Source organism: Paenibacillus piscarius, from assembly GCF_022234545.1.
GTDB lineage: Bacteria > Bacillota > Bacilli > Paenibacillales > Paenibacillaceae > Paenibacillus_AQ > Paenibacillus_AQ piscarius.
In genome coordinates, this window is sequence record NZ_JAIEUI010000020.1 from 35,289 (window position 1) to 49,164 (window position 13,876).

At 55.8% G+C, this 13,876-nt stretch carries 12 protein-coding genes and 1 tRNA gene; 6 read left to right on the forward strand and 7 right to left on the reverse strand.

Translation table 11 applies throughout. The features are described 5' to 3' along the window. Positions 1-34: 34 nt before the first annotated feature. Positions 35-682 carry a hypothetical protein gene (locus K1558_RS25190; RefSeq protein ID WP_238654712.1) on the reverse strand — a complete coding sequence of 216 codons (648 nt, stop codon included), beginning with the start codon at positions 680-682 and terminating at the stop codon, positions 35-37. A 177-nt stretch (positions 683-859) separates the two neighbouring features. Between K1558_RS25190 and K1558_RS25195 the strand changes: the two genes are divergently transcribed. Beyond that, positions 860-1,747, forward strand: a complete 888-nt coding sequence (locus K1558_RS25195; protein ID WP_238654713.1) for a fructose bisphosphate aldolase — start codon at positions 860-862, stop codon at positions 1,745-1,747. Between the two features lie 68 nt (positions 1,748-1,815). Here the strand turns inward: K1558_RS25195 and K1558_RS25200 are convergent, their stop codons facing one another. The 3 genes from K1558_RS25200 to K1558_RS25210 all read right to left on the reverse strand — a co-directional run bounded on the left by K1558_RS25200 (position 1,816) and on the right by K1558_RS25210 (position 6,292). Further along, positions 1,816-2,865, reverse strand: a complete 1,050-nt coding sequence (locus tag K1558_RS25200; RefSeq protein WP_238654714.1) for an LLM class flavin-dependent oxidoreductase — start codon at positions 2,863-2,865, stop codon at positions 1,816-1,818. A gap of 38 nt (positions 2,866-2,903) precedes the next feature. Next, the gene (locus K1558_RS25205) at positions 2,904-5,834 is read right to left on the reverse strand and encodes an insulinase family protein (protein WP_238654715.1); all 2,931 of its coding nucleotides are present in this window, start codon (positions 5,832-5,834) and stop codon (positions 2,904-2,906) included. Between the two features lie 92 nt (positions 5,835-5,926). Beyond that, entirely contained in the window at positions 5,927-6,292 is a 366-nt protein-coding gene (locus K1558_RS25210) for a DUF4180 domain-containing protein (protein WP_238654716.1), read from the reverse strand. 88 nt (positions 6,293-6,380) lie between these two features. Between K1558_RS25210 and K1558_RS25215 the strand changes: the two genes are divergently transcribed. Continuing rightward, positions 6,381-6,746, forward strand: a complete 366-nt coding sequence (locus K1558_RS25215) for a VOC family protein (RefSeq protein ID WP_238654717.1) — start codon at positions 6,381-6,383, stop codon at positions 6,744-6,746. A 375-nt stretch (positions 6,747-7,121) separates the two neighbouring features. Here the strand turns inward: K1558_RS25215 and K1558_RS25220 are convergent. After that, positions 7,122-7,194 (reverse strand) — tRNA-Lys (locus K1558_RS25220). Positions 7,195-7,342: 148 nt separating this feature from the next. After that, the gene (locus K1558_RS25225) at positions 7,343-8,650 is read right to left on the reverse strand and encodes an APC family permease (RefSeq protein ID WP_238654718.1); all 1,308 of its coding nucleotides are present in this window, start codon (positions 8,648-8,650) and stop codon (positions 7,343-7,345) included. Between the two features lie 216 nt (positions 8,651-8,866). On the opposite strand from K1558_RS25225, the gene K1558_RS25230 reads away from it, so the two are divergent. The 4 genes from K1558_RS25230 to K1558_RS25245 are packed head-to-tail and all read left to right on the forward strand — an operon-like array spanning position 8,867 to position 12,705. Continuing rightward, complete coding sequence (locus K1558_RS25230; RefSeq protein ID WP_238654719.1) at positions 8,867-10,060, forward strand: serine hydrolase domain-containing protein; 1,194 nt, start codon at positions 8,867-8,869, stop codon at positions 10,058-10,060. Positions 10,061-10,068: 8 nt separating this feature from the next. Further along, on the forward strand, positions 10,069-10,878 hold the full coding sequence (locus tag K1558_RS25235; protein WP_420800469.1) for an ABC transporter permease: 810 nt from the start codon (positions 10,069-10,071) through the stop codon (positions 10,876-10,878). A 28-nt stretch (positions 10,879-10,906) separates the two neighbouring features. After that, on the forward strand, positions 10,907-11,689 hold the full coding sequence (locus K1558_RS25240) for an ABC transporter permease (RefSeq protein WP_238654721.1): 783 nt from the start codon (positions 10,907-10,909) through the stop codon (positions 11,687-11,689). Next, entirely contained in the window at positions 11,689-12,705 is a 1,017-nt protein-coding gene (locus tag K1558_RS25245; RefSeq protein WP_238654722.1) for an ABC transporter ATP-binding protein, read from the forward strand. Before K1558_RS25240 ends, K1558_RS25245 begins: the two co-directional genes overlap by 1 nt. A 34-nt stretch (positions 12,706-12,739) precedes the next feature. On the opposite strand, the gene K1558_RS25250 is transcribed toward K1558_RS25245, so the two are convergent. After that, positions 12,740-13,810, reverse strand: coding sequence for an ABC transporter substrate-binding protein (locus K1558_RS25250; RefSeq protein ID WP_238654723.1), 1,071 nt, complete (start codon positions 13,808-13,810; stop codon positions 12,740-12,742). Positions 13,811-13,876: the final 66 nt, after the last annotated feature.

Sequence of the window (13,876 nt, forward strand, 5' to 3'; positions counted from 1 at the left end):
TCTACTCTATTCCATCTGTTCCGGTAGCCTTCTCTTACTCCATTCCGTTCTCTTCCCGGATCTTGTACAAGCCCTGCAGCAGCAGCTCGGACGGATCACGGTTAAGCTGCAGATGCATCAGCAGCAGGTGAAGCGGGATCGCGCAGACATTGTTCCCGTCCGTGATGGCAGGGAAGCCTGCCTCGAAGACCGGACCGTGCTCTTCATTCCAGGCGAGTCCGGCATGGACCTGCTCCGGTGCGAACTCCTCGGTTACCGCGGCAATGCACATAGGAACCAGCACATTATCCACAGCAGCCTTCGCTTCCTCTTCGCTGGTGAGCGGCCGTGGCATGGAGTTGCCGCCCTTGATCTTCATCAGCTCGTGGAAGAAGGAGGCCATCCAGATCTCCGGACTGTTGCCGGACTGGAACCGGTTCGCCAGCTCACGCAGGAAGAAGCCGCAATAGTAATCCGAATTCTCCTGATCCTTCACCCGGTATATGAATACCGGCCCGTAAGCCTCCAGATTCAGCACCTGGCCCTCGACATCACTGAAGCTCATCTTCAGCGCTACAATGCCGTTATGAAAAACAGCCTTCAGCAGCTCGTTCCAATTCTCTTCGGTCATGGTCTGCCCGGCAGCTTCTGCTTCGCCGCCTGTGGTTCCACCAGTTGGTTCATTCTTTGTTTCATTCGTCATAATTAGATTCACCCCGCCTTCTATCATACCATCCTATTGAACATGGTAACATACCATATCTCTCAGGCTCAAATGGAAAGCGCTCCCGTTCGCGGTGTATGTCCTGCCGGTGAAGTGCTATACTAAGCAGATAGAGTCACCATCCATTCATTTCACAGAAGGGAATGATACAGAACGATGAATACCGAACAACTGGACAGAATGCATACCGGCAGAGGCTTCATAGCTGCCTTGGATCAGAGCGGCGGAAGCACCCCCAAGGCCCTGCGGCAATACGGCATCAAGGAAGACCGTTATACCGGCGATGAAGAGATGTACAAGCTGGTCCACGCCATGAGAACCCGCATTATCCAGAGCCCCGCCTTCCAGTCACAGTATATTCTCGGTGCGATTCTGTTCGAGAACACGATGGACCGGTCCATTGACGGGCAATTCACTGCCGATTACCTGTGGAAGCGTAAAGGGGTCGTGCCTTTTCTCAAAATCGATCAGGGACTGGCCGAGCCTCAGCATGGCGTACAGCTGATGAAGCCTATTCCCGGCCTCGATGACTTGCTGGGGCGGGCAGTGGACAAGCATATCTTCGGCACCAAAATGCGTTCGGTCATTCATGAAGCCAACCCGGAAGGCATTCATCTTGTGGTGCAGCAGCAGTTCGAGCTGGCCCGGCAGATCGCTGCATTCGGGCTGGTTCCGATTGTTGAACCCGAGGTAGACATCCTCAGCCCGGATAAGCAGGCGTCCGAGCAGATCCTGAAGCGTGAGCTGGCCAGTCACCTGTCTGAGCTGGACGAGGACGTTAAGGTAATGCTCAAGCTGTCTCTCCCGACTGAGGATGATTTCTACCGCGACCTCACCGCCGATCCCCATGTGGTGCGGATCGTAGCCCTGTCTGGAGGGTATACCCAGGCTGAAGCGAACGAGAAGCTCGCCCGCCAGCATGGCGTGATTGCCAGCTTCTCCCGCGCATTGTCCCAAGGGCTCACCGATCAGCAGAGTGACGAGGAATTTCACAAGACTCTCTCTGCCTCCATTGAAGCTATCTATGAAGCTTCCATCACCTGAATAGATAAAACAAGAAAGACCCCGGGCCACCAGCCTGGGGTCTTCCTGTATGCAGCAGCAGTCTATAGCTACACGCTTGCCAATCTGGCGGCTTCCTCCCGCACCATCGGCGCAACCTCCGTCCCGAAGAGACGGATGGCCTCCATCACCTCGGCATGAGGCATGGAGCCGTGCGGGACATGCAGCAGGAACCGGGTAATCCCTACGTGCTCGTACAGATGGATGATTTTGCGGGCAACGGTTTCCGGGTCCCCTACATACAAAGCCCCATCAAAGCTGCACGCTGCATCATAATCCGCACGCTCATAGGAAGGCAGCCCCTTCTCCACCGCCCGGACATTCGTTCGTGCATGGGTGGACGGGAAGAATTGCTCGACCGCCTGCTGCCGGGTCTTCGCCACAAAGCCGTGAGAGTGTGAGGCAATCGGGAGCTTAGACACATCATGTCCGGCTTTGGCCGCAGCTTCCTTATACAGCTTCACATGCCTGGCATAATCGGAAGGGTTCACATTGCCGATAATCGCCAGGGCAAAGGGCAGCCCCAGCGTACCGGCACGGACGGCCGATTCCGGGCTTCCCGCACTTGCAATCCACACCGGCAGCGGGTTCTGCTCAGGACGCGGGTAGATGCCCAGATTCTTAATGGCCGGACGGTGCTTCCCGCTCCAGGTTACCCGCTCCGACTCGCGGAGCTTCAAGAGCAGCTCAAGCTTCTCGTCAAACAGCTCCTCGTAGTCCTTCAGATCATAGCCGAACAGCGGAAAGGACTCGGTGAACGAGCCGCGTCCGACCATAATCTCAGCCCGGCCGTTCGAGAGGCCGTCCAGGGTGGCGAAATCCTGAAATACACGCACCGGATCGGCTGAGGAGAGGATCATGACCGCACTGCTCAGGCGGATTCTCTCCGTCAGCGGCGCAGCAGCAGCCATCAGTACTGCAGGTGACGAAGCGGCAAAATCAGGCCGGTGATGCTCACCTACGCCGTATACATCCAGCCCCACCTGATCCGCAAGCCGGATCTCCTCCACGACCTCACGCAACCGCTCCGCATGGCTCAGAGTTACTCCGGTCTTCACATCAGGCGTTGTCTCGACAAAGGTGCTTATTCCAAGTTCCACTAATAGTTCCTCCCAGATGTCATTCATTCATGAATATGTTACTTCACTAGCTCCTCCAGGCTGCCGAACAGGCCGGAGGCCGACTTCAGCTTGGCTTCATTACCGACCACACAGATATAATTCTGCGCAGCTACAGCCTGCATCAGACCGGCATAGCTGCGGATATCTGCAGCCGTAGCCGACAGGATCTCATCACGCTCGCGCTGAAGGTCTTCTGTACTGAGCTGTTCAAAATAGTATCGGTCCGCCTGCCGCCCCTGTGCTCCGGGACTCAGCGGCTGGTCCAGCATCGCCAAGGTGCCGATGATCGCTCCCTCCATCTCCTCTTCGCCCGCTGCATAATCCGCAGCAAACTGGTACGCCCGGTCATATATCTCCAGCGTCTCCTGCAGATTAGGATCGCGGTAGGAGGTGAACAGGAGAACGCCGTCCCGCCGCAGCTGCAGATTCGCGCCATAAGCACCGCCCTTCACCCGGACTGCATTCCACAGGTAGGTCAGGCTGAGGATTTTTTTGAGCACCTGGAGCTTGCCGGAATACGTGAAGCCCAGCTTCTTATAGTCATAGCCTTTGACCACGTATTGCACTTGGCTCGCCGACATGAAGCCCTCGTTATCTGCCCGGCCGCGTGCAGTCAAGAGCGGCATCCGCCGGGTCTGCCGGTTCTTCAGATCCAGCTCCGTAAAATGCGCAGCAAATTCGGCAAAGGTATCCGGGGTCCCGGTTACCGAGAGCGTCACATTCTGCGTATTGAACAACACCTCACTGATGTCCTTAAGCGTCTCCGCAAGGTCATCGGCCTGCCGGTCCATGCTGCGGGCCAGCTCCTTAATGAACTGATAATAGGCCACGCCGCCCAGCTGTTCCTCATACATTCCTCTGTCCGAGAAGTAGGAGAGCGCACGGCTGGCTGCAATCTCATTGCCCTTCTGGATCAGCGCCGCTTCCATGGCCGAGGCCTCCCGGCGGACAATCTCCTGCAGCTTGGACAGATGGTCCAGCCGGCTGTGGTAGAGCATTTCATGAAGCAGCTTCAGGGAAGCGCCGATATTACCCTGCATGACTTTGATGCGTGCGCTGAACTTGGCCTGATAGCCTTGCTCTGCCGCCTTTCCGGCTCCGAACACCTCATTCTGAAACCGGATGCCCCCGGTAGTCATTCCGATCTCGCTGGTCAGATCCTCAATGCTGTAGGCCTCCGTCTCCACTTGTCCAAGCACCCTCGCCAGTACCTCCAGATAAGGAATCTGATCAGCTGCGAGAACGCCTGTATCCCAGTACAGCTTGATGTAGCCGATGGTATTCGCAGCCACCTCATGATGCAGCACCTTGATTCCATCCAGCGTATGCTCATATGTAGGCACTCTGTCCGGAACACTGCGGTCAATGTCGTGCAGCGTCAGCTTTGGAAGCTTCGCAAGCTCTGTGGCAGCATCCGGCGTATTCTGACGCTCCAGCAGCTTCTGTGTGCGGATGACAAGCTGATCCAGCTCCGGCGGAGTCAGTGAGGCCTGATAGGCAGCCAGACGGCTGCGCAGCGCCGCTTCCCGCTCACCCGCCAGAGTCTGCGAGGGCTTCAGAACCACGACACTAGAGTGGCTGCTGTTCAGCAGATAGGTCTCAATCAGGCGCTCGAAGTAACCGTCTGTACTCTGTTCGCGGATAGACGCAAGTGCAGCCTCATATTCCAGATAAGTGGACGGCGAACCGTCATACAGCCAGGACTTCATTACTTCCATGCTATAGGTCAGGCCCTTCGGATATTGGGCGAAGTCGGCTTCCCGCAGCTCGAATTCCTTGCTGTTCACCGCGGCCAGCACCAGCTTCTGATCCAGGCCTTCCTCAGCCAGGCGGCTTAACGTGGCTCTGACCAGCTTCACGAAATCCTCCTTGGCCTCCGGGTTGGAATGCGTCAGCGCTATCCCCAGCATAGGCTGAGCCATACTGTCCGAATAGAAGGCAACTACATCCTTGCCAAGCCCGCTCTCCAGAAGCGCTTGCTTCAGCGGGGCGGCGTTGCTGTCCATCAGCATGTTTTTGAGAATGGCGAAGGCCAGATTCAGCTCCCGGTCGAGGGAGGTTCCCAGGACATAATTCAGGCTCACATATGTCTTGTCTGCGGTGCTCTCCGCCGCCAGAATCGGATATTCCGCTGCAAGCTCCGTGATCCCGGTGGGCTGTTGCAAGGCAATTGACGTATCCACAGTCTTGCGGGTATAGCGGCTAAGGTACTCCTCATCGATGTACTTCAGCCGGTCTTCAATATCCACGTCTCCATAGAGATAGAAATAACTGTTGGACGGGTGGTAATAGTTACGGTGCGCATCCAGAAACTGCTCATAGGTCAAGGCAGGGATATCCTGCGGGTCTCCGCCGGAGGAATGATGGTAGATGGTATCCGGGAAAAGCGACTTTTTGATCCGGTCAATCAGGACCGTCACCGGCGAGGAATACGAGCCTTTCATCTCATTGTAGACGACGCCCTTATAGATCAGCTCATCCTCCGGCTTCGCCAGCTCGTAATGCCACCCCTCCTGCTCAAAAATCTCCGGCTGGCCGTAAATATTCGGCTGAAACACGCTGTCCAGGTAGACCTCCATGAGGTTGGCATAGTCCTGGTGATTGCGGCTGGCTACTGGATACATCGTTTTGTCGCTGAACGTGAATGCGTTCAGGAAGGTCTTCATCGAGCCCTTCAGCAGCTCCACGAACGGCTCCTTCACCGGAAATTTCTCCGACCCGCAGAGGACCGAGTGCTCCAGAATATGAAACACACCTGTGCTGTCCTCCGGCGGAGTGCGGAAGGTGACGCTGAATACCTTGTTGTCATCCTGATTCTGAACGTAGAGCAGCCGTGCGCCGCTCTGCTGATGCTCCATCGTATATACGTTGGATTCGATCTCACGGATATACTCCTGATGTACGACTTGAAACCCGGAATAGACCCCGCCTGTCATTAAGCTGCTCATTCTTTTCCCTCCTTGGTTCAGGACTGCCCTGATTTCATGAGCTTATCATATCTCGGCTTTCGGGTTCCACTGCCGCCGGCATGACGCTCCGGTTATACCCGGCTCAGCTTCTGAGCTGCCTCTTGCTCATCTGCCACGAAGAAGAAATCCGTTCCGTGATTGCATTCATAGATGAAATCACGCAGACTGCGGCTGGTATAGCCGCTGAAGTCCCCGACTATCGCCGCCTTCACTTGATAATTAATGAACTTCTGCAGTATCTCGCCGGCCAGCCGTGTCTTGAGGTCGAAGAATTCCTCGCTCAGCAGTGCCTTATGTATCACTATGCGGTCGCAATCCGTTTCATATCGGACCGACATCAGCAGGTCGAGCGCGCTCTGGACATTGTTCACGATGGCTTCGCTTCCGCGCAAGACCGCTATTTTTGTACCGCCGGCTTCTATTGTTGTTATGTTCATAGTGTGTTCCTCCTGATCTGGTATGTTAAGCTGTAGAGAACGCGTACTCATCTACGCAATTGAATTATACAGCAAAGGATGAAGTTGCATGAAGCTTAAGATGAATTGGATGACACTCAGGGTGCGCGATCTGGAGGCCTCCCTTGATTTCTATCACCGGATACTGGGACTTCCGGTGGAGCGCAGGTTCGAGAGCAGAGGGAAGCAGATTGTCATGCTGGGCGAAGAGGGACAGCCGAAGCTTGAGCTGATTCAGGGAAGTGACCCGGCGCTGAAGCCGGAATGCGGAGTGTCCATTGGTTACGGAGTCGGTTCGCTGGATGAGGCAATAGATGAGCTGGCCAAGGAGGGAATCCCGGTCGCCCGCGGTCCCATCGCTCCGAACCCCGGCATACGCTTCTGCTATATCCTCGACCCGGACGGCTTCGAGGTACAGCTTGCGGAGCATCTGTAGGGTGTAACGTTTTTGGCGGAAATTGCAGGCGGACAATCAGGCGAGCACATTGTGTTCGCTTTTTCGCATACATTCGGCCCACGCACCCACCACACAATCTAATGTAATCGGTTTTCCGATTACATTCGCGCCACGCGTCCTCACACGACCCATTGTAATCGGTTTTCCGATTACATTCGCGCCACGCGCCCTCACACGACCTAATGTAATCGGTTTTCCGATTACATTCGCTCCACGCGCCCTCACACGACCCAATGTAATCGGTTTTCCGATTACATTCGCGCCACGCACGCACCGCACAACCCATTGTGTTTGCTTTTTTGCATACACTTCTCCAGACAGCAAAAAAACGGCATCTCTGCCGTTTCTTTGGGATGGACTCTCAGGGACTCGAACCCTGGACCAATTGATTAAGAGTCAACTGCTCTACCAACTGAGCTAAGAGTCCAGATGGTGTCTATGTAATGCAATCTACTAGACGAGAATCTCTAAGCTGAACACGCCCGCTCAAAAGATACTTTAATAATATACGTCTTGAGACAGGCGTTGTCAACTATTTTTATAAATTCTCTCCGCACATGCCTGTTAACTGCCGCCTACACCCGGTTCTTCCGCGTCATAATCACATACACCGGCAGCCCGGCCAGAGTGATGCCAATCCCTATAAGCGAGCGCAGCGGGTCACTGATGATCGTGCTGATCAGAATGTACAGCCCTCCGGCGACGCCAAGGATCGGAGTGAACGGATAGAGCGGTACACGGTAGCGGCCGGCGCCGGGCGGTGTGGTGACACGCAGAATGAATACACCGAACACGCCCATCGTGAAGAAGATCCACAGCACGAACACGAGCAGATCGGTCAGCGTATTGAAGGTTCCCGAGAAGATATAGATCACCGCCAGCACACTTTGAAAAATAAGCGCATTAGCCGGTGTCTGGAACTTCGGATGAATGCTGCTGAGCACCTTGGCGCAGGGAATCTGCCGCCGCTCCCCCATTGCCTGAGGCACCCGTGCTGCCGTCATCAGGTAACCGTTCAGCGCCCCCAGCACAGACACGATAATGCCTGCCGTAATGAAAGCTCCGCCCCCGCTCCCCAGCAGCGCCTCCGCCGCATCTGCGCCCGGTGTCTCAGACGAGACAATCTGCTCATAGGGCAGCGCCTTGAACACCGCAAGATTGAACAATACATAGACAGCAATCACAAAAATAACGCCAATAGAAATGACCTTCGGCAGCGTCTTGGCCGGGTCCTTGATCTCTCCCGCCATATTGGTGACGCTGATCCAGCCGTCATAAGCCCAGAGGGTGCCCAGCACCGCCGCCCCGAAGCCCGCTCCCGCCGCCGATACAGTAATCCCGCTGAAGCCGGGAGCCGCACCTGAGAACAGCCCCACGCCCACTATGCCCGCCACCGGAATCAGCTTCCCGACCGTGGCAACCGTCTGAATGATGCCGCCGAATTTCGTCGCGATCACATTCATCAGCAGGATGAAGCCCAGAATCCCCACCGCCACCAGCTTCTGCTGCCAGCCGTTCAGCGGCACGAAGTACCCCGAGTAGGTAGCAAAAGCAATTGCCAACGCAGCCACCGAAGCCGGATAAGAGATCACAGCTTGTACCCAGCCCAGCAGATAACCGACGACTCCGCCATACAACTCGGTTAGATATGTATAGAGTCCCCCCGACTGCGGAATGGCCGCTGCAATCTCTGCCACACTCAGCGCCGAAGCAAGCGTAATGACTCCTCCCGCCAGCCAGGCCAGGATGCTCAGCCATGGGGTTCCTGCGTCACTCAATACAATCCCCGGCTTCAAAAAAATCCCCGAGCCGATAATCATCCCGACCACAAGAGCCAGGGCTTGCATAAAGGTTATACTTTGGGTTAACGGTTTCGATTTCATATGTTCTTTCCTTGTCCTTCCATTCTGTGTGAGTTACAGTCTCCTTAGTAAATTCTCTGTTCTTGCACTCCTCCCCTCTTTTGGGGTCAGGATAAATTGGTTATAAATCAATCTTACCATTGAACCATCCATGATCTGGAATATATACTAGTTGGGAGCGCTATCACGGACCCTTCTTCCTCTTGGCGCTACTACCCTTCGAGGAGGCATATACGTATGCTCTACACTCCCGGCAAGACCGACTGCTCACCGGCAGAGGTCCAATACGACGCTTCACGAATCGATGTGCTGCATAACCACTTTCAACAGCTAATCGATGACCACAAGATTCAGGCCGCTGCGTACTGCGTATCCAGATACGGCAAAACATTCATGCACGGCGCGATCGGCTCCCGTTCTTACCGTAACGATCCCGCAGACCCGCTGCTGCCGACATCCGTTCATCAGATTGCTTCCATTACCAAAGCGGTTACCTCCGTGGCCATTGCCAAGCTGGTGGAGGACGGCGTACTGCGGCTGGATCTGCCTGTGGGCATGTTCCTGAAGCCGTTCGATGTGGAGCCGTTCAGCAAGATCGATATTTACAGCCTGCTGACCCATACCTCCGGCCTGTTCCCGGACTGCGCCAGCAGCATGATCCCTTATCATAAATCTTACTGGGAACGGGTTGGCGAATACTTCGGGCAGTACAAACCGGAGGACGGTGAGCTCGACTGGATCACAGCCGCACTGAGCTGCGGAATTGACAAACCGGTCGGTGAGGAATGGCAATATTGCTCCTTCGGCTTCTGCATTCTCGGTGAGATCATCAAGAAGGTTACAGGCATGACCGCTGAACAGTACATAGAAGAGCAGATTCTGAAGCCGCTGGGCATGAACGACACGACGTGGGAGCCGACGCCAGAGCTGGCGAAGCGCTTCATTATCCGCAGTGAACGGAAGGAACAGCACTGGAATGACGTCATCCATGGCACCGTGCCTGAGCCTCCTCCAGCAGAGAAGCTGTGGGAGAACGTGTCCAGTACAGGAGGAGGCCTCTCCTCTACCCCGGCTGACCTCACCCGCTTCGCCAATATGCTGCTGGGCATGGGCACCCTGGACGGTACCCGCATTCTGGGCCGCAAGGCTGTTGAGAAGCTTACCACCCGCACCCTCTACGGCGTGCCTGACTACTGCTGGGGGAACAACACCAAGGACCGCAGCTACGGGATAGGCCTTGATATGCGGCAGGGACCGGCCTTCTTCTACTCAGAGGGCAGTTATTTCCATGAAGGCGCCGGAGCCTGCTGCATGGTGATGGACCCTGCAGAACAGCTGGCTGCAGTCTGGTTCGTGCCGTTCACTGACGATAACTGGTACGCGGAAGCCCTGTTCAATGTTACCAACATCATCTGGTCAGGACTTAGCTGATGCACCGCTTGAAGCAGAACTGGGAGATCTGCCGGGCGGTCGCCGAGGTGACCTACAAGGAGTGGAGTGCGTACCGCACCCACTCCCTGGTATCGGTGATCGTCGGCCCGGTCTATTTCATGGTGCAATATTTCATCTGGACCGCAGTATACGGGGGTCAGACTACGCTGGGCGGGCTTGATCTTGAGCAGATGATCCGCTACTTCGGGGCCACGGCACTGATCGGCTATCTGATTATGGATTTCGCCGACTGGAATCTGTCCATGCTGGTCCGCACCGGCAAATTCCTGACCTTCCATCTGCGTCCGGTGCACCACCGCTCCTTCGCCTTGTTCCAGAAGCTTGGGCACCGGATGCTCGGCTTCTTATTTGAGTTCCTGCCGTGCCTGCTGATCTTTATCTTCATCTTCGGCATCGATATGCAGCCGGCAAGTCTCCCGTGGACTCTGGTGTCTGTAGTGCTGGCCTTCCTGATGAACTTCTACGTCAATTATACGATTGGCCTGACCTCCTTCTGGCTGGTGCAGTCAGGCGGAATCCGCAGCGCCTTCCTGCTGGTGTCAAGCATCTTCTCCGGGGCGTTGATTCCGCTCGATTTCTTCCCGCACTGGCTGCAGGTGACCCAGCTGTTCCTGCCCTTCCAGTACATTGCTTACATGCCGGCCATGGTGTTCACCGGCCATTATTCACTGGGCGGGCTGGAATTATCCATTCCGCAAGCGGTAGGGATGCAGGCGGCCGCCGTGCTGGTGATGTTCGGCTGCAATGAGTGGGTCCGCCGCCGGGCGATGAAGCAGTTCACGGCAGTCGGCGCATGAGCTGCCCGCAGAAAGGACTATTTTTACCATGAATAGATATGTCGATGTTTATAAGCAGTGCATGTATTCCGCGGTGCAGACGGCTGCGGCTTACCGGATGAACTTCATCGTCAGCAGCCTGATTACCCTGGTCGGCAATATTCTGTTCCCGCTGGTGACGCTGCTGATCTACCGGGCAGGTACGAGCTTTCCCGGCTGGAGTCTATACGAGGTATTACTGATCCAGTCTGTATTCACCATGTCGAGCGGCCTCTCAAGCCTTGTGTTCGGAGGCGTGCTGTGGACCACCATGTCCCATGTCCGGGAGGGCAGCTTCGAGGTGATTCTGCTTAAGCCGCTGAACCCGCTGTTCTATATTGTGGCCACTACCTTCTCCGTTGAGAGTGTCGGCCTGTTCCTGGGCGGTGCCGCATTATTCGTCTTCTCCGTCCTGCAGGTCGGGGCGATTCCGGCTTTGGCCTGGGTGCAATTCGCCGGCTTGTTCCTGGCCGGAACAGCTGTCCTTGCGGGGTTATCGCTGATGATGGCGGCGATGTCCTTCAAGTGGGTAGGCAATTCGCGCATTTCCGAGCTTGCCGACAGTGTGCTGCATGTCGGCAAATATCCGCTGCCGATCTTCCCGAAGGCGGTTCAGGCGGCAGCTACGCTGATCATTCCAGTAGGCATGGTCGGCTTCCTCCCGGCCTCCGCACTGCTTGGCCGGGTGACGGCAAGCGACTTCGCGGCCATTCTGCCCTGCGCGGCCTTCCTGGCGGCAGGCATCTGGATCTACCGGCATATGATCAGAATGTACGAGGGGGTTGGCGGCTGATGTCCGTGATTGAAGTGAACCATTTAACGAAGACTTATACGACTTATAAGCGGGGCGCGGGCATGGGGCAGACGTTCACGAGCTTTTTCCGGCGTGAAGCGGTCTCTGTCCAGGCGGTGGACGATATCAGCTTCGCCATTGAGGAGGGAGAGATCTGCGGGATGCTGGGTCCGAACGGAGCCGGCAAATCGACCACGATCAAAATGCTCTGCGGCGCGCTCTACCCGACCAGCGGGAGCATTGAGGTTCTTGGCTACTCCCCCGCCCGCGACAGGAAACGCTACGTCCGCACGATCGGGGCGGTCTTCGGCCAGAAATCCCAGCTCATCTGGGATATTCCGCCTATCGACAGCTTCAAAATGAACAAGGCGATCTATGGCATCTCGGCCACCGATTTCAGCAACCGGCTGGAGGAACTGGCAACGCTGCTGGATATATTCGGGGTAATGGAGAAGCCTACCCGCGTGCTGTCGCTTGGCGAACGCATGAAATGCGAATTCGTCATGGCGATGCTGCACCAGCCGGACATCCTGTTCCTGGATGAGCCGACCATCGGGCTCGATGTGATCGCCAAGCTCAAAATCCGCGAATTCATCCGCCAGATGAACAAGCAGCAGAATATGACCTGCATTCTTACCACGCATGATCTGGAGGATGTGGAGGAGCTGGCCCACCGGGTCATTGTGATCAACCATGGCGGGAAGGTGTTCGATGATTCCCTCCCCAGGCTGAAGGCCTTCCTGGGCGAGAAGAAGCGGGTAAGCTTCACCTTTAACGAATCTGTGCGTGATACCCTCTTCGACAATGCATATACCACAGTCGTTGAGCGGCCCTCCGACATCCAGATCACGCTGGAAGTAGACACGGCCTGCATCTCGATCAGCGAGTTCATCGAGAGCATCTCCCGGAGGCATGGCTTCTCGGACATTTCCGTCAAGGAGCTGCCGATCCAGCAGGTCGTGATGAACATTTATGAGAATGCCAAAAACAGCCTGGACCGTCACCCGTTAGAGTGACAGCCCAGGCTGTTTTTCTCACAATACACTATGCTTACTTCGCGGCTGCCAGCTCAGATGCAAGCTTCTCGGCCCCGTCGAAGATGGAATAGCTGTAGCCCCAGAACTGGTTGAAGTCAATCTTATAGATCGCTTTGTTCTGGATCGCCTTCAGACTCTGCAGAGACGGATCGGCATAGAACGCCTTAATCGACTGGTCAGTATCAACACCGCCTGTATACACCGAAATCAGCAATACATCAGGGTTGGTAGCAATCAATTGCTCCTTGCTGATCTCGCCGGTCACATCGGCGTAGCTGTTGGTCAGTCCCATGAGTCCCAGAACATCTCCCGCAAAAGTATCCACGTTCCCGCTATAGACAGCGATTGCGCCGTTACCTCCGTCAGAGACGTAAGCAAAGGTCTTCCCTCCTGCTGCTGCCCCCTCCTTCAGCTTCGCGGCACGCTCCTTCAACTCTGTAATATAAGCCGCAGCCTTATCCTGCACATCGAAGATTTGGCCCAGCTGCTCAATATCCTTGTACAGGCTGTCAAGCGTTGCCCCTTGCAGACTGGTGCTCTGCACGAAGGTTTTGATGCCAAGGTCATTGAGTCCGCCAACCGTCCCGACGCCCCAATCCGCATCCGCGAACAAGCCGCCGCGGCCCATCACCAGATCCGGGCCTGCGCCCACCACCAGCTCTTTGCTGGCATAATCCTGAGACAGCACCGGAATCTTCTTGAATTCCTCCTGCACCGCCGGATCACCAGCGCCGTAGAGGGCCGCTACGCCAACTATCTTGTCGGTGAGACCCAGCTTGATCAGCAGCTCGGCTGCGCCCTGAGTATTCGCCACAACCTTCTCGGGAGCCTTGTCGAAGGTCTGCGCCTTGGCCTTCCATTCGGTGCCTTCCCCATTATTCGCATAATTCTCTATCGTAAGCGGATACACGGTCTTGGCAGCCGGTGCGGGACTGGCAGATGCCGCAGCAGGGCTAGCGGATGCCGGAGCAGCCGTTGAGGCAGCCTCCTTCGTATTTCCGTTGCCCGAAGAACAGGCGGCTAACAGCACCGCCAGCACCAGGATCGCCAGCAGCGGTACATATCTTGTGAATCTTGTCTTCATTTCTTGGTCCCCATTTCTGTATGTATAGTATTGATCCTGCATGGATACTCCGTAGAATATAGAATC